This is a genomic window from Caulifigura coniformis, assembly GCF_007745175.1.
GTDB classification, from domain to species: Bacteria; Planctomycetota; Planctomycetia; order Planctomycetales; family Planctomycetaceae; genus Caulifigura; species Caulifigura coniformis.
This window is the reverse complement of sequence record NZ_CP036271.1, coordinates 3,168,186-3,190,732: the sequence shown is the minus strand read 5'-3', so window position 1 is coordinate 3,190,732 and position 22,547 is coordinate 3,168,186. Positions and strand designations below refer to the sequence as shown.

The following is a 22,547-nucleotide window of genomic DNA, read 5'->3' as shown; positions in this document are numbered from 1 at the left end:
CCCCTGGCCAGTCGAACTCCCCTGCGGGCAATGCCCGTCTGGCAACCCGCTCGCAGATCTGCGAGCAAATCCCCCCGCACCTCACTCCACCCCCAACTCCACTTCCACCGGCTCCCCTTTCGCCCCCTCCAGAGGCGGAACCTCCACCACCCTCTCCACATCCCCGACGCGGATCCGATGCCTCCCCGCCTCCAGCGCCGGAATACGCACCACCCCCGCCCCATCGGCCGTCAAAACTCTCGGCCACAGACGGTCGCGAAGCGGCCCAGTAGGACGATCCACAACGAGCTGCGCCGGTGATTCCTTCTTTGGCCCCGAAACCTTCACAAGCACCGGCCCGCCCGGCCGAGGAATCGTCAACCGGATCGATTCGGAAGTCTGATCACTGGCCGTGAGCTCTACCGACGGTGACAGCCAGATCCCATCGAGCGCCGCCTGAACGCGATACCTTCCCGGCGTCAGCCCCGCCAGTTCGAACGCCCCATCTGCCCCGGCGGTCGTCTCCACGCTCAGCCAGTCGTCCAGCCTTCCGAGTCCCTCAAACTGAGCCCGCACGGTCAGCGTCCCGTTCGTGACCGTCTCCCCCTCTCCCTCAACGATCACCTTTCCGCAAACCGCAATCGGCGGCGGCAGCTTGATGACCAAAGGTTCGTCCAGCCGCTCCGGAAACGGAACGATCGCCGCCCCATTGCGGCCGGGAATCCACGCGACGGCGACCTCGTCCTGCGGTGTTCCCGGAGGCTCGGTGACATCCTTGTCGTCGTAATCCTGCCAGGACTTCGAGCGCGGAGTCCCGCCGGTGTCGGTCATGCAGATCCCACGGGTGGCCTTCTCACCTGGTGAGTAATAGCCGAGACGGGCCAGTCTGGCGGGTGTCAGTCCATCTTCGAGAAAGACTCTCGCATCGAGCAGCCGACGATCTGGCGCCATCTGCTCCGCATCGTCGTTGATGGAAATCTCCACGTCCGTCACCTCACCGGCCCGGAGATCCACCTTCTTGAACAGCAAGGGGTTAAGGCTCCGCTCCTTGGAGATGTTGAGGAGCGTGCTTCCGGCGCGATACGGCCCGGCGACAAACTCGCCCGTCGTGGGCTCGTAATAGACGCCGGCCCCCTTTTGATACTCCTCTGGTCGAATCCGAACCCGATAATCGCTCACCTTCTGCCCCATCGGCGGCTTGATGCGACCGCGGAGAAATCCAACCCGCTCCTCGCGCAGAGTCACCTCTCCCAACCGGTTGTTCTCAGCGGTGAAGGGTTGAGGCAGGATCGCGGTGCGGCCGACGAGTTCCTCTGGAACAGGCATGCGTTCAAGCTTCTCGCCCAGGACGAGCCGGAACACTCCCTGTCCATCTCCCTGGACGATCCCGTCGGTAGGTTCGAAATCCTGAATCAACGTCCCATCGACGGAGATGTCACGCACCCCCGAGTCACACCCCAGTCCCCCTTTTCGTCGTCCGTAGAACTTCGCCGTCCCCGTGAGCGGCCCCCCTCCCGCATCCTCAATTCGAACTCGGACCATGCCGCCGTGATTCTCGAGGGCTTCGAATCGAATCGGGAATGAGTTCGGCAAACGGGGCGAGACCGCGATCACGCCGTCCGCGGAGTAGAACGGAAACGTCCTGGGGTAACGCGTGGTGCGCGTGGCCTTGATGAAACTGATCGGCATCACCCCGGGGGGCAGGCGATAAACGTCTGAATTCTCCCCGCCAATTTTGCTTCCAACAGCCGCATGATCGCCGCTCGGGAGAACACCCGTCATGGTGATCGCCTCGAGATCCATCCACGGCTTTCCATCGCGCCGGACGTCGAACGTCGCCATCCCGAATCGCGAAAACACCGACAGCTGATGTGATGACGTCTCGCCGGCGTGGACCGCGATATGTTGCCAGGGATCCTTGAGCGTTCCTGAAGTAAAGAACCATTGCTGGAATTGATTCGCCCAACCGAGTCCGCGCCGCCACCCCCCTTCAATCGCGAGGATGGAGTACAAGCCGGGCGACACCCCTTCGAATCTGACCGTGCCATCCTCGCCCGTGTGCCCGTTCGGCCGGCAGATGTCGTACAGGGCCTTGAGTTCCTCCGACTCGGCGTCCTGTCCCCAGAGATCTGACGGATCAGCCCCTTCGAGCCGGAGTGCCACACTCGCCTTCGGCAACGGCTTTCCGTCTTTCAGAACCCGGACCTCAATCGCACCGCCGCGACTCGGGACGACGAGATCGACGTCCGCCCATCGGGGAAGCGGTGGAGGGGGATCAAAAAGCGGATCGGAGTGATACGTGTCAGGAAAGTGGAACCACGACAGTGCGGGCGGACGCCCCGGCACGTACGCCACGAGCGAAGCCGAGAAGCGGGACAATCCGCCCGGGCCGTGAATGACATACTCCCCCTCCTCATTCGAGGTGGTCGTGCGAACCAGGCCCACCATCCGAATTCCGCCGTGGAACGTGGCGCGAGCGTAAACCTTGGCGCCGGCGATCGGTGCTCCCACCTCGTCTCGCACCGTCCCCCGGGCCCAGGCGATCGTTTCCCTCCCGCGCCCTTGGCCCCAGGCGGTGCAATGACCCGGTCCACAGAGAACGAGAAACATGACAGCCAGCGCAATGCACCGCGTCGACAGCCCACGCTCCATCGGGCAGCCCCCTTCCTTGACGGCTCACAGCATAGCGACCCGCAGCACTAATCCGACGATTTCTTCGCCGCTGCCTTCGGTTTGTCCTGCCCCTGCGGGACGACTTTCCGCGCATCGGTCTGCACTGGAGCCTCCTTCGCCGTCAGCACCGGCGAATCGTCCGGCAGTGTCTTCAGCAGGATGTTCCGGTAACGGATCGTCATCGCCGGACCGACATGCACCTGCATCCCCAGCACACCTTCAAGGCGTCGCCCCTTCTCATCGAGGTCGATCACGTCGACCGTCTGATGCCCGTCAATCCAGTGCTGGTGATGGTTCCCCTCCACCAGCACCCGGTAGTCGTGCCATTCCCCCGCCGCGAACTCCTCAACCGGCAATTCGCCCACCACCCACGGCTGCCCTTCCGCGTCGATGACCACCTTCTCGCCGGTGTGCGCCAGGATCCGCCGGCCCCGTTCTTCGTACAGCATGCCATTGTAGTCGGCCCGGTTCGCGACAACGTCGCACTGGTACCCCGTGACAACGGTCTCCCCAAGATCGGGACGCTCGACGCCCCGATACTGCAGACCGCTGTTCCCACCCGGTGTGACCTTCACCTGGATTCGCAGTTCAAAATTCTTCACGGGGCCCCCCCGCCAGACGATGAACCGATTGTGCTTCAGCGTTCCATCCGTCGTCCCGGTCAAAGCCCCCTCATCAACCTTCCAGTCCCCGGCCATCCCTTCCCAGCCCTCAAGATCCCGGCCGTTGAAAAGCGATCGAAAGCCCGGTGGAATCTCAGGCTCAGCAGCCAACGAAGTCGAGCACGACCCGCCAAGTGCCATGAACAGAACCAGCAGATTTCGGAACGCTTGGATCATCGGAATTCTCAGGGGCAGAAGGCTTCACTCTCGGGACGCAGGGATTGCCACCCGGCGCAAACTGCTTCGCAGGGTGGCAAGCCTCAAATCGCATCACTTCAGGATCGGACGCAGCGCCTTCTCGAATTCCACCGCCTGCCGGTAGAAGCCCAGGTCGGTGGGATGCGAAGAATCGACCGCCCCTTCGGTGTCGTCTCCCAGCAACTGGTCGCCCGTCAGGTAATAAAGGTTCTTGTCGCCGGCGGCGATCAGTTCATCAAACGACTTCTTGAGAGCCGCGTGGTTCTCGTCATTCTTCTGCGCCTTCGACGGGTTGATCCACGCGTCGGTGTATCGCCGGTCTTCCACCAGCAGGATCGGAACCGTCGGATGAGCCCCCCGCAACTGAGCCACCAGCGGCTTCGTCCGGGCGGCTGTGTCAGGCCCCGTCAGGTTCGGACAGCAGTCGATCACGAACACCGCCGGCTTCAATTCCACAAGAAACTGCCCCACTTCCAGCTCCATCTTCCCGTTCCCGGAAAAGCCCAGGTTGATCACCGGCCTTCCCAGCCACCGGCCCAGAAGTGCCGTGTGCACCATCCCCGGACGCATGGCGCTCGCCCCGTGTGTGATCGACGTCCCATAGAACACGATCGGCTGGGCCGCCTCGGCCGGATAATCGGGCGCATCGCTGATCGATGAATCGGCCGGAACGCCGACTTCCACCGATTCGACCCCGTTGTACAGCGGCAGGTACAGCAGGAACTCGTGCTCCCCGGCGGCCAGACCGCTGGCGAGCACGATGTTCGTCGTCTTGGCCGCCGGCTTGCCGCAGGCCACCCACCGCCAGGTTCCCTTGGGATCTTTGGCATACAGGTCGACTCCGCTCACACCCGTCGCCGGCATGTGCGGCATCCCCAGATTGGCCTTGGTCAGGGTCCAGCGGGCGTGAATCTTCGAAGCGGCCGACTTGAAACGGACACACATCCCTGCCGAGTCGCGGCTCAGATTCCACACCGCGTCGCGAACGACTCCTTTCGCTCGGGCTGGCAAGCGGTCGTACGGCGAGGTCGTGTCCGTCCACCCCTGCCCTTCAACTCCCAGCTGGCGGATGTCGTACCACCGCACCCCTTCCTGCTCCGTCGATTTCAACTCTTCGGCGGCCAGACAGGGGACAGCCCCCGCGAGCGCCAGAAGAACGAGGCTCAATCCAGACAGGAAAAATCCGCGGCGTCGAAGCATCGATTTCTCTCCGGGGGTAAACATCACAGGCCATGGGCATGGACCGCCCAGCCTACTCCGCCCGGGTCGGGCTCGCGAGAGTCCGAAATTCCCCCGCCGCGTCTTCCGCCAATCCCCCCATCCTGCCTCATCGATCGAGTTCGAAGCCCTGGTCGCCCGCCGACCGCAACTGCGATTGTGTCATCCCGCAGTTCTCCGGTAGAAACTGCCGGTCATCGTGGCGAGTCTGATGGAAACAGTCTCGACGCGATGACGGCAGACGGTGCGGGGCTGAACAACAGCTGCCCCGCCCTGGTTTGCCCTGTCGACTCGCAGGGAGGCGTTCACCATGGGTTCAGGCGGCTCATTCGTCGCGTTACTGCTTTCGGTTCCGCTCACCGCCGTCGCCCTCGTCGGCGTCGTCGGAGTGCCGAAGTTGCAGGAGATGCTCTCCCCCGCCTCGTCGCACGGTGACGACGAATTCGGCGAAGACGGCTTCACTCCCCGCGCGCGATCGAAACGCGGCTCTTCCAAACTCGGCCGCGACAGCGATCCCGAAGCAGCCCCCTGGGATGAAGTCGGCGGTCTCGAAGATGAAGCTGACGAATTCGGCGGTAAGCCGAAATCCGCCAGGTCCCGGTCTTCTCTGGCGCGCGGGAACAAGTCCAAACCCGCTGACGACAGCTTCGGATCCGACCTCGACGAAGAGCCTGACGACTTTTTCAAGAATCCGCCGCGGAGCCGGTTCGGTCAGTCGCCGAAGGAACCCGAGGCCATCGAGCCGATGGTCGCCACAGAACCGTTCAAGTCGCGTCCCTCGGTAACGACGGCGGAGCACACGACGCCTGCCCCCTCGCAGGCCCGACCTGACGGATTCGCCGCCGGAGTCGAAAAACTGCGAGCCATGGGTGTCGATCGCTTCCACCTTGAACCGGGGCTGGAGGCCGGCCAGTACCTGTTCGTCTGTCAGGTCGAAGCCGCAGGAGAGGCCGGCACGATCCACCGATTCGAAGCCGAGGCCGCAGATCCCGCCGCCGCCGTGACGGAAGTGACGCGGCAACTCTCCGACTGGCAGGCGGAATCCTCCGTCACCAAGACCGCCGGAGTGGAGTTCCGGCGGTGAGGCAAGCGGCTCATTGGGGCTGGTCGTCGACCGGGCGAGGCCTGGCAGACCACGCCATCGGGCAGTCGGCCAGGGAATTCGCGCTCTGGCAGTTGCGTCGAGGAACGGCCACCGCCGAGCCCGTCTCCGAATCAGAACTCGCCCGCCGCCGCACCGCGCGGCAGGCTCGCGTCGAAGCCGCCCTGCTCGTCGCCGATGGGGCTCTCTCGGCCCGTCGCATCGCACAATGCGCCGCGCTGCTCGACGCCGGCGAGGCCAAACAGGTCGTCGATGAACTGAATGAAGCCTACGACGCCGATGGCTCGGCCTTTCGCGTCGAACGGGTCGGCGCCGGCTACCAGATGCTCACACGTCCGGTCTTCGCCCGCTGGCTCGACCGCGTCCACCATCGCCAGGAACGTCTCAAGCTCTCGGGACCGGCCCTCGAAACACTGGCGGTCGTCGCGTACCGCCAGCCGATTACACGTGCCGACATTGAGGCCGTCCGCGGCGTCGCGGCCGCGGAAATGCTGAAGCAGCTCATGGAACGCGGGCTCGTGAAGATCGTCGGCGAGGACGATTCCCTCGGACGCCCCTACCTCTACGGCACGACGCGCCAGTTCCTCGAGGCCTACGGACTGCGTTCTCTCGAAGACATGCCGCTCTCCGACAGTCTCCGCCGCCCGAACGCCAGGGGCGGCGTCAAGAACGAAGACCGCTCCCTCGCGGCCGCCCCCGAAGGCGATCCCGGCCTGACGGCCGTCGCGGGTTGACTACAATCGGGCTCACTTCTCCTGAGAGCGAAATTCCATGACGCCCCCTGAACACACGGCCCCCGCACCGGGCGGCGGTCTCCCGTGGATCCGTCGCCATCCTCGGCTCCACCGCAACATCAACCGGGCTGTCGTCATCACGCTGATCCTGTTCGCCATCGGACAGGTCGTGGTCCGCACTGTCGAACTGCCGATGGGCTGGTCGCTCATCCGGTTCGTCACCTATGGCATGATCGTCTACGTCACGATCATGGGCCTGCTGTGGCTCACGCTCTGCTCCCGCTTCTCACGGCGGACCGTCTGGACCGTCACCACGCTCGTCCTCGTCGCCATCGGCGGCGCGGCCTCCATGATTCGCAGCTGGAGTTGGACGGGTGACTCCTGGCTCGCCTTCGAATGGCGCTGGCAGAAGACTGCCGACGAACGTCTCGAGGAGTACCAGAAGAGCCGGTCGAGCGAGTCTCAACCGGTCGTGGCAGCGGCGATCGAACCGATCACTCCCGAAGACATGCCGACCTACCGAGGCACGAACCACGACGGTTACGTGGTCGGCCCTCCCATCCGGGAAGACTGGTCGGCTACTCCTCCCGAAGTCCTCTGGAAACACGAAGTCGGCGGTGGCTTCGCACAACCGGTCGTCGTCGGCAGCCACCTGGTCACGATCGAGCAGCGTCGCGACGATGAAGTCGTCGTGCTCTACGACGCCGCCACCGGCAACGAACGCTGGACCTATTCCACCCCCGGAAAGTTTGACGCCATGGGCGGCCCCGGCCCGCGCGCCACGCCCGTCATCCACGAAGGAAAGGTCTACGCCCTCGGCGCTCTGGGCCACCTCGCATGCCTCGATCTGGCCACCGGCTCCAGGCTCTGGTCGCGCGAGATCCTTGGCGATTTCGGCGTTCCCAACCAGACCTGGGGCATCACCAGCTCCCCCCTCGTTCATAACGACTGGCTCATCGTCAACGTCGGCGGTTTCTATGGCGGCGGGCTCATCGCTCTTCAGCTCGCCGACGGAACGGACGTCTGGAAGTCAGATGGCATCACCGCCAAAGAAGGCCAGCCTCCCGCGGTCGCCGAGCCACAGCTCCAGAAGGCCGGCGATCTCCCGCAGGCGACCGACGGCGACCACGCCGTCCCGCAAACCGGCGCACGCAATCTCGCCGGATACGCGACCCCCGTCATCGTCACGATCGCCGGCGTCCCGCAGATCCTCAACTACGACGGCATCGGACTCTGGGGCCACGCCATCGAGGACGGCCGCATCCTCTGGTTCCACCTCTTCCAGAATGCCCCCGCCGTCAACGTCGCCCAGCCGATCCTCCTCCCGGACGACCGGATTCTGATCTCCGCCAGCTATGGCAAAGGCTCCCGCCTGCTGCAGATCAAGAAGGACGGAGAACAATGGTCCGCGTCGAAACTCTGGGAGGACCTCAAGAGCCTCGAAAGCAAGATGTCCAGCCCCGTCCTGATCGAGGGCCACGTCTACGGCCTCGATGAAGGCTTCCTCACCTGCATCAATCCGGCCACCGGCAAGCAGACATGGAAGAAGTCCCGCGCCGCCCAGTTCGGCCACGGGCAACTCCTGGTCAACAACGGTCTCCTGATCGTACTGGCGGAGAATGGCGACCTCGTCCTGATCCGTCCGCAGCCCGATCAGCTCGTCGTCCTCGGCAAGTTCCACGTGCTCGATGGCGAAAAGACCTGGAATCCGCCCGCTCTCGTTCGCGGCAGGCTCTACGTCAGGAACCATCACGAAATGGCCTGCGTCGACATCTCGGCGAACACGCCCGCCAGAACAGCGGAAGCCGGGAAATAGTCCACGCGGTCAAGCAGTCCCGCAGTAGCGCCCTCACGAGTCGGTCGGCAACAGGCTGCAACAACGTTCCCTACGCCGCCCGGCTCCGCGACGTCTCCGGGAGCGCCCCTTCGTCCAGTGCCTCGGTCGATTCGTCCCGGGTCATTCCAACGAACGCCCCGACGATGACGATGCTCACGAGCAGGCTCGTCCCGCCGTAACTCAGAAGCGGATGCGACACCCCTTTCGGTGGCGCCAGCGCCGTCACCACGCAGATGTTGAGCGCGGCCTGCGACACCAGCATCGTCAGCCACGTGAAGCCCACGATCGCCGGCAATGAACGCGGATGCCGCGTCGAAAGCATCCGCATGCCTGTGAGATACACCCCCAGCCAGGCCCCCACGACCCCGAGCGTTCCCACCAGCCCCACCTCCTCACCAACGACGGAGAACACGAAGTCCGTATTCGCCTCCGGCAGGAAGCTCAGCTTCTGCCAACCCTTGCCGAGCCCCTCTCCAAACCAGCCGCCGACCCCCAGCGTCAGCAGCGACTGCTTGATCTGGTACGGAGCCCGTTCCGGAGCCGTCCATACGTCCACAAACCCCGTCAGCCGCTGCCGCTGGTACGGCTTGAGAAACAACAGGCCCAGAAGCGACGGAGAGCAGAGCAGCGCCGCCCCGGCAATCCGCTTCAACGGCCACCCTCCCGTCCACAGGACGATCCCCCCTGTCGTCAGCAGCAGCACGGCCGATCCGAGGTCCGGCTCGAGGATCGACAGCACGGCCACCACGCCCAGCGGTACGAGCAGTCGAACGACATCCGAGCGGAACGGGCGTTTCAGCGCCCGCTGTTGTTCGAGGACGACCGCGAGGTACGGCGGAAGCACAAGTTTCATCAGTTCCGAGGGTTGCAGCGAGAATCCGCCCACGCGAAACCACCGGCGGGCTCCGTTCACCCGGGCGCCGATCCCGGGAATCAGCACCAGCACCAGCAGCAGGCACGTCCCGAAAAACGCCCACGGAGCAATCCGCCGCCACGTTTCGGGAGTGATCCGCGAGGCAACGGCCGCTGCGGGAATCGCCAGCGCCAGGCACCCCAGGTGCCGGAATATGTATCCCGCGCTCGAGACGCCCGGCTTCGACGACATGCTGGCGCTGAACGCCATGAGGACCCCCACGCCGACGAGAACGCCGACGAATGCGAGGTGCAGTTGCCGGACTGTCGGCTGCATGAAGAATCGCCTTGGGGCCGCGAAACGCCGGAACTCTATTCCAACTCAACGCCTTTCAGGGAGAGGTCTTTCAGCTTGACAGTCCGGCTTCGGCTGCCGGATGATGTTTGAGAAGCGGGCCGGCAGGATTGCACGTTTTTGCGGCGATTTTCCGGATTCGCTCACGATGCGGCATGACGCCGGTCGTATTCCGATCCGGGATCATTTTTTCCGTTCCAGAGTAGAGGCCTGCCATGCGACAGACTCGTCGCGGATTCACCCTGATCGAGCTTCTGGTGGTGATCGCCATCATCGCCATCCTCGTGTCGCTTCTCTTGCCAGCCGTTCAGCGGGCCCGAGAGGCCGCTCGCAAGACGGAATGCGCCAACAAACTGAAACAGCTCGGCCTCGCACTCCACAACTATCACGATTCCCACAAGGTCTTCCCGCCCGGCCAGGTCGCGAACCTCTTCAGCAACGACCCCGCTGTCGGACGCTACGTCAATCCGACCGAACCCAAGTTCCTCATCCCCGGCATCCTCCCGAACCAGAGCAACATCGCGACCGGCCCCGGCTACCACGGGACCTCCTGGATCCTGCACATCCTGCCGATGATCGATCAGGGCGCCCTCTACAACTTCTGGAACTTCAACCTCAACGTCCGCACGATGGGCGAAGTCGGGGCCACCACCCAGGACCTCGCCGTCATCTATCCCCCCAAGGTCAACCTGACGGCCCTCTACTGCCCGACGCGCCGGAACGACATGTTCGCCGGCAGCCGGTTCCAGAACACCGACCGCGTCGACATCAGCTGGAACTCGGGCGGCAACGACTACGCCGCAGTGACCGGCTCCGGCATCACCTTCATGCCGCAGCAGCGCCAGACCTACTGGCTCACGCCGGCGCAGCTGTCGACCACCGTCATCACCGCAACCAACATGTCCCCCTACTCGCAGCACTCCTCCAAGGTCGGAATGTTCGGAGTGAACAGCGCGACGTCGATGGCCGGCGTCAGCGACGGCACCTCCAACGTCATCATGATCGCCGAGCGACGCATCTTCGAGAACGCCAACCTCGCCGCCGCCGCCAACAACGCCAACCTCAACCTCCTGCTCAGCAGCGACGGCTGGTGCTTCGGCGGTCCGGCGACGATGCTCTCCACCCGCGAATCCCCGCACACCGGACGCCATTACGACGAGGCCGACAGTCTCCATGACGGAATCATCCAGGTCTGCATGGGCGACGGCAGTGTGAAGGCGATCGGCGTCAACATCGACCGTCGGACGTGGGAAAACCTCGGCAATATGGCCCAGGGCTCCCCCATCGACATCGCGTTCTGAAACCGACGAATTCCGGGGGCTGCAACCACCGAACGTCTCCGGCCGCATGGCAAATCGGATTGCCATGCGGCCGTTTACTTTGGTTCCAGCCCGTGGCAGCGTATTCTGGAGGGAGTCGAAGCGGCGCACGGTTGGCGTCCGGCGAAACGATTTCGTCGCGAAACGGCGCCGCATCCGGTGGGGCCTCGACCCAGAAGGCAGTTCCGTTATGTCGATTCGCGTGACCTGCGAAAAATGTGGCGTCGTTCTCAAGGTCAAGGAAGAACTCGCAGGAACTAAAGGCAAGTGCCCGGCGTGCAAGGGAACGCTCAACGTTCCCACGCTTGAAGAAGCAGCCCGCGCTGCGGGCGCACCGCTCGGTGCCTCCGAAACCGCAGCAGCGGCCGGCGCCGGCGACACCGGGGCCCTCAAGATCCCCACGAAGACCAAAGCCGCCCCCAAGGCGCCCGCTGCGGAAGCCGCTCCCCCGCCGCCCCCTGAAACCAACGGCTCAAAGGTCAAGCCCGCCCCGACCGACGACCTGTCCGAGCCCACGCCCCGGCCCAAAGCCGCCAAACCCGCTCCCGGCGACAGCCCCAGGCCAGTCACGCCGGAAGCCGAAGCGAACGACGACGCAGACAAACCTCGATCCGGAAAAGCAGCGGCCGAAAAGGCTCCCGCCGAGAAACCTCAGTCCGCCGGCAAGCCGAAACTCCGCATGTCGGAGACCGACGCCGAGGATGGCCCCCAGCCGGAACCTCCCGCGGAGAACGAATCGAAGAAGCCCGCAGCCGAAGCAAAGCCAGCCGCCCCCGCGGAGGCAGTTCCTCCCGCCGAGGCAGCCCCCCCCGCCGGGAAAGACGCCGCAAAATCAGGCGATGGAGATTTCGATCTCGACTCCTTCCTGATGGAAGGTCCCAAGCCGAAGGCACTTCCCCCGATTCCCGATGACAGCGCCGCAAAGAAAGGCGCAGCCCCTCGTCCTGGAGCAGGCCGGCGGCTTTCCATGTCGGACGACGAAACCAACGTCTCAGGCCCCTCGGAAACGCTTCCGCCCCCCAACAAAGGCCGGCTCTCGACCGCAGAATCGGCCATGGCGGCTCTCTCCGGCGCCTCAGGCACGGCGTCCAGCGCCAAGGACTTGCTCGCCAAGGCCTCGCAGGAAGGTCGCAGCCGCGCGGCCCAGATGCCCAAAGAGGAGCGCGAGCGCTTCGACTACGCCGGCGCCTTTAAGTCGATTGGGAAACAGTTCGGTCCGCACATCGCAGGAACCGTCATCCTCTGCGCGGTCCTGTATTTCGGCATGAACTACATGCTGGGCTCGAACGTCCAGCTCCCTCCGCTCGCCCGTGTCTCCGGAAAGGTCACTCTCAAGAACCAGCCGCTCGCCGGGGTCGTCGTGAATTTCACGCCCATCGTTGTGAAAGACCCCGCCGAGAGCAGCCAGAAGAAGGGGGCTCCCCGCGGGGCGACAGGACTGACGGACGAAGAAGGAAATTTCGAGTTGATGTATATGGAAGGCGTGCGAGGCGCCGTCATTGGCCAGAATCGCGTCTGGATCGACCCCTTCAATCCCGAAAACTACAAGAAGGTCCCCGGTGCCTACACCAGCGCGGGAACCTCCGGCGACATCCGGGAAGTGAAGGAGGCCAACAGCCCCATGAACATCGAACTGAAATAGCTTCGCGGGCCCGCGCCCCGATCACCCCGGCGCCTGGGCCGCCGGCAGGTGGAGCACGATCATCTTCTCTTCCGTCATCTCGCGGATCGCAGACGACGGCCCTTCCTTCCCGAAGCCGCTGTCTTTGAGCCCTCCATACGGCATCAGGTCGGCCCGCCATTGGCTCGACCAGTTGATGTGGACGCACCCGCTCTCCACCTCTTTCGCGAACCGCATCGCCCGATCGATGTCCTGCGTGAAGATCCCGGCCGACAACCCGTACCGCGTGTCGTTCGCCATGCGGATCGCGTCGTCGAGATTCGCCGCCGGCATCACGGCCACCGCCGGACCGAACAGTTCCTCACGCCCCACTTTCATCGCGCTTGTCACGTTGTTCAGGATCGCCGGCTCGAGGAACGCGCGGGATCGCTTCCCTCCCGTCACCACGCTCGCCCCCTCCCCGGCGGCTTCTTCGATCCAGTTCGCCACACGTTCCGCGTCGCCTTCGCGGACCAGCGGCCCGATCGTCGTCGACTCATCCAGGGGATCGCCCGACTTCAGCCCCTTCACACGCATCGTCAGCGCATCGACAAAATCCGACTGCACCCGGCGGTCCGTGACGATCCGCTGCGCCGAAATGCAGACCTGACCGGCGTTCGCATACCCGGCCGACGCCACCGCCGTCGCGGCCTTGTCGAGGTCGGCGTCATCCATCACCACGATCGGCGCATTCCCGCCCAGTTCCATCGTCACCTTCTTGACGCCCGCCGCCCGGCAGATCATCTCGCCAACTTCGTAGCTGCCGGTGAAGCTGATTTTCCGGAGACGTCGATCCTCGCAGATCGCTTTCCCAAGCGCGCCTCCGGGCCCGGTGACGCATGCGATCGATTCCGGTGGCAGTCCCGCGTCGAGCAATACCCGAGTCAGCTTGAGGGCGGAAAGCGGCGTGTTGCTCGCAGGCTTGATGAGGACCGCATTCCCTCCCGCCAGCGCTGGGCCGACCTTGTGAGTCGTGAGGTTCAGTGGGAAGTTGAAAGGTGTGATCGCCGCGACGATCCCGCACGGGACACGGAGCGTAAACCCAATCTTCCCCTGGCCCGATTCCGTTCCATCCAGGGGGACCATTTCGCCGCACAGCCGGCGGGCCTCTTCCGCCGAAAGCCTCAAAACCTCAATCGCCCGGCTCGTTTCCAGCCGCGACTCGCGGATCGGCTTCCCCTCTTCCAGCGTGATCGTGCGGGCAAAATCGTCCGCCTGGGCCGTCATGAGTTCTGCAGCCCGCTCCAGGATCTTTGACCGCTCCCAGGCCGACAGCGCCTTCATGGCCGCGGCCCCGCGAACCAGTGCCGCCAGTGCACGATCCACCTCGGCCGCAGTCCCGACCGGAACCTCGTCGAACGGCTTGCCGTCATAAGGATTGATGACGGGCTGCATCTTCCCGCCGCTCATCCAGCGGCCTTCCAGAAACATCTGCATCAACGGCCTCCCCTCACAAACAGTCCACACCAGATTGGAGTCGCTCCCACAAACTCTGCAAGAGCGCCCCCAACAACGCCGACCCACGACCCACGCCCCACGACCCACGACCCACGACCCACGACCCACGACCCACGACCCACTACCCACTACCCACTACCCACTACCCACTACCCACTACCCACTACCCACTACCCACTACCCACTACCCACTACCCACTATCATCCCCTCTCCACTGCACCTCTCCCTCCCAGGCATCCCGCAATGAGCGCACTGAAGATCGCCTCCCTGATCGTCGGTTCCTTCATGGCCGCCGCCACGCAGGCCGCTGAGCCCCCTCGGCCGTTTCGCATCCGGTTCGTCGACGAAGCGACCGGCCGCGGAATCCCGCTCGTCGAACTCACCACGGTCAACCACGTCACCTATGTGACGGACAGCGCGGGCCAGGTCGCCTGCGACGAGTCGGAACAATTCGACGGCGACGTCTACTTCGGCGTGAAGTGCCAGGGGTACGAGCCGCCAAAGGCGCCCTTCGGCTACGAAGGCGTTCGTCTCCCCGCGAAAGCCGGCGGCGAGGCGACCGTAAAACTGAAGCGGATCAACATCGCCGAACGCATCTGCCGCCTCACCGGGGCCGGCCGCTATCGCGACAGTGTCCTCCTGGGCGACGACGTCCCCGAGGGCGATCGCATCACCCGCGGCCAGGTCGTCGGGCAGGACTCGATCCAGGCCACGATCTATCGCGGGAAGCAGTATTGGTTCTGGGGCGATACCAGCCGCGCGGCCTTTCCGCTGGGCCTGTTCCGCACCGCCGGCGCGACGACGCCCCTCTTCGTCCCCGGCAGGGACTCGCTCGACCGGGGCCTTCCCTATCAGTACTTCACCGAGTCCGACACCGGCTTCGCCCGGGCCATGATTCCCTATCCCGAGCAGAAGGACGGCGTCATCTGGATCAGCGGCGTGGCCGTCGTTCCGAATTCGAAAGGCGTCGAACGGATGGTCTGCCGCTATTCCCGTCGCAAGGGTCTCCTGGAGCAGATCGAACAGGGCATCGCCGAATTCGACGACGAACAGGAAATCTTCATTCCGGTCACTCACCAGCCGCTCACGGAAAAGTGGCGATTCATCGACTCGCACCCGGTGTTCGTCGAAGAGGGCGGAACGCGCTGGCTGATGTGGGGCGACGCCACGGCCACCGTCCGCGTCCCTGCCACGTTCGAAGCTGTCTGCGATCCGGCGCAGTACGAGGCGTTCACCTGCCTGAAGGGCGGGGAAACAGGGGCCGCCCCGCAGGTCGACCGCACGCCCGAAGGACAACTCAACTGGCGCTGGGATCACAAGACCGCGCCGATCACGGCCGAGGCCGAGCAGAATCTCCTGAAGGCCGGCCAGATCAAGCCCGAAGAGTTGCGACTCTCGCCGGAATCCGGAACGGAGCCCGGCCAGCGGATTCGCATGGCCTTCGGCACCGTTCGCTTCAACAAACATCGGAACTGCTGGGTCCTCATCTCAGGCCAGCACGACGGTTCGAGTTCGTTCCTGGGGGAAGTCTGGTACTCGGAAGGGCCGGCCCCCAACGGCCCGTTCGCCAGGGCAGTGAAAATCGTCACTCACGCCGGCCAGTCGTTCTACAACGTCTGCCACCACGCCGACCTCGACGAGCAGGGAGGCCGATTCGTCTATTTCGAAGGCACTTACACCAACAGCTTCACCAAAAACATCGCGCCCACGCCCCGGTACGAATACAACCAGATCCTCTACAGGCTCGACCTGGACGCGGAAGGTCTGAAACCCGCCCGACTCCCCTCCACGAAGTAAAAAGAAGCCCGGCTTCTTCAAAGAAGCCGGGCTTCTGTGTCTCGAATCTCCGGCTCGAATTACTTTCTCGCCGAAGAATGCTTCAGCGGCAGCCACGCGCCCCCTTCCTTGCTGGAGGCGACGCACTGCTGGATGAAGTACATCCCTTCCACGCCGTCGTACACGTTCGGATAGATCGTGTTCTTCGTCTCAAACTTCTGCCCCGTCGCACGGGCCACCATCGCGTCATACGACGAGCGATAGATGTTCGCAAAGGCCTCGAAGAACGCTTCAGGATGCCCGCTCGGCAGACGCGAGGACGCCGTCGAAATCGCCGACAGATACGGCCCGCCGTTTCGCGTGTAGAGCTGGTGAGGCTCACCGTTCCTTCGAACGACAAGCACGTTCGGCTCCTCCTGACGCCACTGGATCGAACCTTTCGTGCCGTCCACTTCGATGAAGGCGTCGTTTTCACGACCATGCGACACCTGGCTGGCCGTCACCGTCATCAGGCCGCCATTCTCCAACTGGATCACCGCCACGCCATAGTCATCGAGCGGACGCCCCTTCTCGAACGTCTTCAGCGTGCAGGAAACCTTGTCCGGCAAGAGGCCGGTCATGTACCGGCCCAGGTTGTACGCGTGCGTCGCAATGTCACCAAAACACCCCGCGGCCCCGGACTGCTTCGGATCGGTGCGCCACTTGGCCTGCTTCTGGTCGGAGTCTTCCAGCTTCGACCGCAGCCAGCCCTGGATGTAGTTGGACCGGATCGCCTGGATCTCGCCCAGTTCTCCGTTCAGCACCATGTCCCGCACCTGTCTCACCAGCGGATATCCGGTGTAGTTGTGTGACACGGCGAAGACGACGCCCGATTTCTCGACGAGCTTCTGCAGCTCTTCCGCCTCTTTCATGTCGAACGTCATCGGCTTGTCGCAGATGACGTTGAAGCCGGCTTCGACGGCCGCCTTCGCGATCGGGAAGTGCGTATGATTCGGAGTGGCGACCGTGACGAAGTCGATCCGCTTGTCGTCAGGAAGCTTCTTCTCCGCGGCGACCAGTTCTTCGATCGAACCGTACGCGCGATCGGCCTTGATGTCGTATGAGGGCGCGGACGCCTTCGCTTTTTCCGGGTTGGACGAGAGCGCGCCGGCGACCAGCTCCGCCCGGTTGTCGAGGATCGCAGCTGTCGCATGCACGCGTCCGATGAACGAGCCCTGCCCGCCTCCGACAAGGGCCATGCGAAGTTTGCGATTGAGCGCGCCGTTGGTCGTTTCCATCGTTGTTCCCCGGGTGTTTGAAAAGCCGGTTTGAGAATACCGGCGGAGCGGAATGGGGCAAGCCACGCGCGCAACCCGGCCCGCCAGGAGCACACCGCAACTCTTATGCTGCAGCCACCAATGCGGCGTCTGCAGCGGCGACCACCAAGACCGCTCAGCGTGGCAACACGACCAGCCGCTCCACGGTTCGGCCCCCGTCATTCCGCAGCACCTTCAGCAACAGCGGCGACGACGAATGTCGCTCCAGGGCGGCCTGCAGGTCACCCGGGCTGGCGACGGGCTGCCGGCCCGCTTCAGTGATGATGTCGTACAGATTCAGCGTTCCCTGGAGCCGGTCCGGAACGCTCAGCACCAGAGCTCCGCGACGACCAGACATCCCGGCCTGCACCGATAGTCCCTCCGTCACGGCAACCGTCTCGAGCCCCGCCGGCAACACGGATTTCCCGACGCGCGGCGCGACCTGGCTCGTCGTCCGCCGCGGAGGACGCTCCTTCAGCTTCACCTGCAGCGGCACCTGGCGTCCCTTCCGCAGCACGACCATCGACACCACAGTGTCGAGTGGGGTCAGGCTCACGCGGTTGATGAGATGGTTTTCATCCTCCACGTCTTCACCATTGAAGCTCAACACGATGTCATTCTCGACCACTCCAGCCGCCTCGGCCGGCGTGCCGCTGTAGATCTCCACAACTCGAGCCCCGCGGAGCCGGTCGAGACCGTACTTCTGAGCGGCCTTCGAATCGAACGCGTCATCCAGCCGCACGCCCAGGTAGCCCCGCCGCACGACGCCTTTCGTCAGCAGTTCCTCCACGACGAACTTCACCAGGTTGGACGGAATGCTGAATCCGATCCCTTCATTCCCGCCCCCCTGCGACGCAATCGCCGTATTGATGCCGACCACCCGGCCATCGAGATCGATCAGTGGCCCGCCGCTGTTGCCCGGGTTGATCGCCGCATCCGTCTGCAGAAAGTCCTGGTTGAGGATGTCTTCGGCGCCGAGTGAAAGAGCCCGCCGCGATTTGGCGCTGATGATTCCCATCGTCACCGACTGGCTCAGTCCAAACGGACTGCCGACAGCCAGCACGAAATGCCCGATCTGCAGGTTGTCGCTATCCGCCCATTCGCCAACCCCCGGCGGATCGATCGTCACTTTCAGCACCGCGAGGTCGGTGAATCGGTCTTCGAGAACCGATTCCGGATTGATGCTCCGGCCGTCCTCCAGCCGGATGGAGATCTGTTTCATCGGCGTCTGGGTGACGACGTGTCGGTTCGTCACGACGAAGACACCGCCATACGACGGGCTCCGCATCAGAACGCCCGAGCCAGTCTCTTCCGTCCGTCCGCGGTCCGACTGGATATGCACGACGGCAGGACTCACCTGCTCGGCGATCTTCGCCAGCTCCCGCCCCGCTTCTTGAAGCGTCGCCCGGACAGTCGGAGGTGTCGGCGCGTCAGGAGCTGCATGGAGCGACGCGGTGCACGTCAGCCAGGCCGCGACAAAGAACTCCGGCCTCAGAAATCGGGTCTGCAACGACATTGGCCTACCACCTCCGACTTTCAGCCGCCCGTCGACTGGACGGGCGCCGGCCACCTGCTGCCGGCGGCAATCGTCGGAAGTCAGCGGAGTCCCCGCTGACGGCCTATTGCATGTCCAGTTCGCGAACGGAGAGTTCCTGGTCCCGTTGACGGGCCCCATGCTCCCAGGCGGATTCCCAATCCGCATCGGCCTGGCCCGCCCGGCGGCGTCCTTCGACGGTCCGCTGGCAGTCCACGCAAGATGACGTGTATGGCAACACCTGCAACCGTGCAATGGGAATCGCCTTCCCGCAGCCTTCGCAGACCCCGTAACGCCCCTCGCGCATCGCCGTCAACGCGGCTTCGATCCGCACCAGTTCCCGGCCTTCCAGGGCAGCCAGTTGCGAGTTCAACTCCCGCTCCGAGTCGTCGTAGGCCGCGTCCACGGGATCGCTCGACCCTGCCGCCGACTCGCCCGTCAGCCCGATTTCCTCGGATAACGACTGGCGAAGCGCCGCTCGCTGCGAGACCAGCTGGTTGTAAAGCCTTTTGAGGGCATCTTTTCGAGCCACGGCTTACCCCTGTTTCTGCCCGGAAAACTCCGGGTGGCGGCCTTCAGTTCGACCACTCCCGCACATCCCCGGATTGACCCCAAACCGGGACGGAAGTGCCCAATTCTACGCAGGGGAGTCAACACCCCCGCCCACTCGTGGACGCCACCCTATCCGCCCCCCCGCCCATGAACAGGCAAAACGCCCCGAGGACGCCGCAACCGGGGAAACTCATCGCCGGTCACGACGGTCCCGTGCCAGCTACGGAGAATGAGGGTTCTGGCGGCAAATCCGGCCAGCCGATCCACACCGGGTTTGCCGGAAAAATCGCCACCCGCCCCGCCTTCGAGAGAAATGGGAATCGCAGTTCCCCGAGCCCGGCAGACCCACGCCTGCTCGCCCCCCAGCAGGTCGTCGCGCCTATCGGGCCGATCGTTCTGTGGAGGCTTCAGACGCCGAAGATCGCGCGGCCCTTCCGGCAGGCCGATCAGCATCCGGCCAGGGACGGCGTCACGACGACGGGCCAGGGAGATGATTCGAATCCAAAGCCGCGTCCGCGGCGGCTGATCCGGGTAAGCGAGGTCAAGTGGCCCGGTGAGTCGCCTCAGGCGGCTCGCTTTCCGGCATCGTTTTGCCCCTCTCGTCCTGCTTGAATCGCCCTCATCAGCTCGACGATCGCGGATCCAGCGCCCAGGCGAAGATGTGCGAGAGAGATGCTTCCGGAGCGGTTCTCTCGGCGGGCATGCTCACGAGCAGCGACCAGCACCTCCTCGGCAAAGCGCTCTTTCCACAGCGCCAGCGTCCGGGCCGCTTCAACGTCCATTCGCATCCGGGCATCGTCCGTCATGGTCCGCCTCCTTGCTCTGCGCCACCGTAGCACCAGATTCCGCGGCCGGTCAATTGCAGGGTGTCGGCCTTGGCAGCCCCCACGAAGGGGAACTGCCCCCCACGACACAGCCCAATCTACGCCGTCCGCGCTTCCGGATACCGGATCCGGCCGTGATAGATCGCGATCAGCGACTTCACCAGCGACGCCTCAACCGTCCGGATCTCGCTCAGCTTCAACGAGCTCTCGTCGAACTGCCCGTCCAAAAGCCGCTTGAGAGTGATGTTGTGCACCAGCGTCTCGATCCGCTTCGGCGTCGGATCGGTCAGCGTCCGGCTCGCCCCCTCCACCGCGTCCGCCAGCATCAGCACGCCCGCCTCCCGCGTCTGAGGCTTTGGCCCCGGATATCGGAACGACGATTCCTCGGCGTCGGTCCGGTGGTCCGGTTTGTTCTCCGCCAGCTTCGTCGCCTCGTGGAAGAAGTATTCAACCAGCGTCGTGCCGTGATGCTGTTCGATAAAGTCGATCAGCGGCTGGGGCAGGTTGTGCTCTTCGGCCAGGTCCACGCCGTCCTTCACGTGGCCGATGATGATCAGCGTGCTCATAGCCGGAGCGAGCTGCTGGTGACGGCTTTCGCTCCCCGCCGCGATGTTCTCGATGAAGTACTGTGGTTTCAGCATCTTGCCGATGTCGTGGAAGTACGCCCCCACCCGCACCAGCAGGCCGTTCGCCCCGATCGCTTCCGCAGCCGTCTCCGCAATGCTCGCCACCGAGATCGAATGGTTGTACGTCCCCGGGGCCCGGCGAACGAGCTCCTGCAGCAGCGGATGCGACGGATCGCTCAGCTCCAGCAGGCTGATGTCGGTGACCACTCCGAACAGTTGCTCGATGAACGGCAGACTTCCCGCGACGAAGTACCCGGCGAACACGCACCAGACCGCGCCCGTGATGCTCTGACGCAGGAGCGCCTGGTCCTGCAGGACGTCGCTGAGCGACTGCGACTGAACGATCCCGACCCCCGTGCTCACGATGAAGTGCGTCACGGCCGCCACGAGGCTCACCTTGATCAGCGTCGACCGCGAGCCGACGCGCGAAACCGGAATCACAGCCGCCGCGCAGGTGCTGATCAGCAGGATGAAATGTCCGAACTGCCCCGTCGTCGAAAAAGTCAGCGCCAGCGAGATCGAGAAGGCCGCCAGTGTCGCGATCACCTGGTTATAGGCGACTGCCAGCACCATCACCGTCACCAGCAGCGGAATGATCTCCGCCCGCCACGGGTCATACGACATCGGCCGGGCGAGCGCAGCCGTCGCCACGATGGCCGTCAGGAACACCGTCAGCCGCCACAGGCTCCGGACGATCCGCGGCTCGTTGTGAATGATGTAATACGCGTTGAGCGACGCGAGAATGCCCATCATCAGAAAGACGACCGACAGCCTCAGCAGCCTCGCCCCGATCCCGACCGTCTTCTCGAACGCTTGGTATTCGTCGTTCAGGATCTGGAGTCGCTTCTCGTCGATGAATTCGCCTGGCCGCACGATCAGGTCGCCCGCCAGGAACCGCTGGTAAACGTTCGCCACCTGGTCGCGCGCCTTCGCCTGGGCGAGCTTCGTCGCCGCCTGGTCGAACTCCAGCGTCGGCTTCGCCTGGCACATCAGCCAGTGACTCAGGGCCCCCTGGATTGACTTGGTCAGGCTGGGATACGACAGCCACTTCCCACCCAGGTCGCCCGCCTCGTTCAACTGGTCAGCCAGGCAGACCTTCGGAACCAGCACTTCCGTCGCCACGCCCGTCTGGACGTCGACCGACATCAGCTTCCGATCCGGTTCCAGTTCCTCCAGGTTCCCCTGGAGGTTCTTGTACGACCGGTGATTCAACAGGCCATTGTCCGTCAGCGGCGAGATGAACTTCGAAAAGTCGGCGACCATGTCGTCGATCCGGCTCTTGTCGCCTGTCCCCATCCCGGCGACGGCTTCCTTCAGCGCGGTGAATCGCCGCTGCGGTACGTCCGTCTTGTAGATCTCCTGCGCCGCCCGCTTCATCGGTTCGCGGGTGTCCACGGGCCCCAGCCCGAAATCCGCACGGGTCGCTGCCGGCAGGTTCTCCAGCGTATCGGTCTGGGAGATTTCACCGAGTGCAGCCCGGAGGCGATCGGGAAGCCGCAGAAGATCTTCGGTCGAGTTGTTGAAAATCAGCGGAACGGCCTGCTCGGCCGCACGGCGTGCGACGTTCGTCGCCTCTTCATCGATCCGGTTGAATCCGATCTTGGCGGCGATGCCATCGGACGAGTAATTGCCCAGGCGATGTGTAAACGGCGACTGCCACGCCTTCAGAACCAGCAGCAACAGCAGCAGCGCCAGGAACGCCAGTCCCAGCCGGATCACCACGCTGCGATCCTGAATCCAGCCTACGAAGCGGCTCCAGGACGTCTCCCGGGGGCGCATCGTCATGCCGGTTCGCGACAGACGGGATCGTCTTGTGGAGGTGGAAGCCATTCAAATGAGACAACCGGATGCGCGACCCGACCGGTCGCACATTCCTGGAGGTTCGTCAGCTT

16 protein-coding genes are annotated in these 22,547 nt (G+C 64.2%); 6 read left to right on the top strand and 10 right to left on the bottom strand.

All coding sequences use genetic code 11. The features are described from left to right. Positions 1-81: 81 nt before the first annotated feature. From Pan44_RS12725 to Pan44_RS12715, 3 genes are all read right to left on the bottom strand, one after another. Positions 82-2,631 (bottom strand): carboxypeptidase-like regulatory domain-containing protein, encoded by a 2,550-nt coding sequence (locus Pan44_RS12725; protein WP_145030419.1) that lies wholly within the window; start codon positions 2,629-2,631, stop codon positions 82-84. A gap of 47 nt (positions 2,632-2,678) precedes the next feature. Continuing rightward, complete coding sequence (locus tag Pan44_RS12720; protein WP_145030418.1) at positions 2,679-3,491, bottom strand: 3-keto-disaccharide hydrolase; 813 nt, start codon at positions 3,489-3,491, stop codon at positions 2,679-2,681. Between the two features lie 93 nt (positions 3,492-3,584). Next, entirely contained in the window at positions 3,585-4,712 is a 1,128-nt protein-coding gene (locus tag Pan44_RS12715) for an SGNH/GDSL hydrolase family protein (protein WP_145030417.1), read from the bottom strand. A 328-nt stretch (positions 4,713-5,040) separates the two neighbouring features. Between Pan44_RS12715 and Pan44_RS12710 the strand changes: the two genes are divergently transcribed. Genes Pan44_RS12710 through Pan44_RS12700 form a run of 3 tightly spaced genes read left to right on the top strand, consistent with a single transcriptional unit; the run spans position 5,041 to position 8,382 of the window. Next, a complete protein-coding gene (locus tag Pan44_RS12710) occupies positions 5,041-5,814 on the top strand; it encodes a hypothetical protein (protein ID WP_145030416.1) in 774 nt (257 codons plus the stop codon). Next, positions 5,811-6,566, top strand: a complete 756-nt coding sequence (gene scpB / locus Pan44_RS12705; RefSeq protein ID WP_145030415.1) for an SMC-Scp complex subunit ScpB — start codon at positions 5,811-5,813, stop codon at positions 6,564-6,566. Before Pan44_RS12710 ends, scpB begins: the two co-directional genes overlap by 4 nt. A 37-nt stretch (positions 6,567-6,603) precedes the next feature. Further along, positions 6,604-8,382 carry an outer membrane protein assembly factor BamB family protein gene (locus Pan44_RS12700; RefSeq protein WP_145030414.1) on the top strand — a complete coding sequence of 593 codons (1,779 nt, stop codon included), beginning with the start codon at positions 6,604-6,606 and terminating at the stop codon, positions 8,380-8,382. A gap of 70 nt (positions 8,383-8,452) precedes the next feature. Here the strand turns inward: Pan44_RS12700 and Pan44_RS12695 are convergent, their stop codons facing one another. Next, positions 8,453-9,592 (bottom strand): FtsW/RodA/SpoVE family cell cycle protein, encoded by a 1,140-nt coding sequence (locus Pan44_RS12695; RefSeq protein ID WP_145030413.1) that lies wholly within the window; start codon positions 9,590-9,592, stop codon positions 8,453-8,455. 233 nt (positions 9,593-9,825) lie between these two features. Between Pan44_RS12695 and Pan44_RS12690 the strand changes: the two genes are divergently transcribed. Next, on the top strand, positions 9,826-10,911 hold the full coding sequence (locus tag Pan44_RS12690) for a DUF1559 family PulG-like putative transporter (RefSeq protein WP_145030412.1): 1,086 nt from the start codon (positions 9,826-9,828) through the stop codon (positions 10,909-10,911). A 208-nt stretch (positions 10,912-11,119) separates the two neighbouring features. Further along, a complete protein-coding gene (locus tag Pan44_RS12685; protein ID WP_145030411.1) occupies positions 11,120-12,571 on the top strand; it encodes a hypothetical protein in 1,452 nt (483 codons plus the stop codon). A gap of 21 nt (positions 12,572-12,592) precedes the next feature. Here Pan44_RS12685 and Pan44_RS12680 read toward each other — a convergent pair whose 3' ends face one another. Continuing rightward, positions 12,593-14,026: an aldehyde dehydrogenase family protein gene (locus tag Pan44_RS12680; protein WP_145030410.1), complete on the bottom strand. Its 1,434-nt coding sequence runs from the start codon at positions 14,024-14,026 to the stop codon at positions 12,593-12,595. Positions 14,027-14,291: 265 nt separating this feature from the next. Between Pan44_RS12680 and Pan44_RS12675 the strand changes: the two genes are divergently transcribed. Continuing rightward, complete coding sequence (locus Pan44_RS12675; protein WP_197454052.1) at positions 14,292-15,845, top strand: hypothetical protein; 1,554 nt, start codon at positions 14,292-14,294, stop codon at positions 15,843-15,845. A gap of 59 nt (positions 15,846-15,904) precedes the next feature. Here Pan44_RS12675 and Pan44_RS12670 read toward each other — a convergent pair whose 3' ends face one another. The 5 genes from Pan44_RS12670 to Pan44_RS12650 form a co-directional block, all read right to left on the bottom strand. Continuing rightward, entirely contained in the window at positions 15,905-17,101 is a 1,197-nt protein-coding gene (locus Pan44_RS12670; protein ID WP_197454051.1) for a Gfo/Idh/MocA family protein, read from the bottom strand. Positions 17,102-17,255: 154 nt separating this feature from the next. Next, on the bottom strand, positions 17,256-18,635 hold the full coding sequence (locus tag Pan44_RS12665; protein WP_145030408.1) for a trypsin-like peptidase domain-containing protein: 1,380 nt from the start codon (positions 18,633-18,635) through the stop codon (positions 17,256-17,258). A gap of 103 nt (positions 18,636-18,738) precedes the next feature. Beyond that, positions 18,739-19,185, bottom strand: a complete 447-nt coding sequence (locus Pan44_RS12660) for a TraR/DksA family transcriptional regulator (RefSeq protein WP_145030407.1) — start codon at positions 19,183-19,185, stop codon at positions 18,739-18,741. A 583-nt stretch (positions 19,186-19,768) separates the two neighbouring features. Beyond that, on the bottom strand, positions 19,769-20,011 hold the full coding sequence (locus Pan44_RS12655; protein WP_145030406.1) for a hypothetical protein: 243 nt from the start codon (positions 20,009-20,011) through the stop codon (positions 19,769-19,771). A gap of 116 nt (positions 20,012-20,127) precedes the next feature. After that, positions 20,128-22,440 carry an HD family phosphohydrolase gene (locus tag Pan44_RS12650; RefSeq protein ID WP_231754313.1) on the bottom strand — a complete coding sequence of 771 codons (2,313 nt, stop codon included), beginning with the start codon at positions 22,438-22,440 and terminating at the stop codon, positions 20,128-20,130. Between the last annotated feature and the right edge of the window lie 107 nt (positions 22,441-22,547).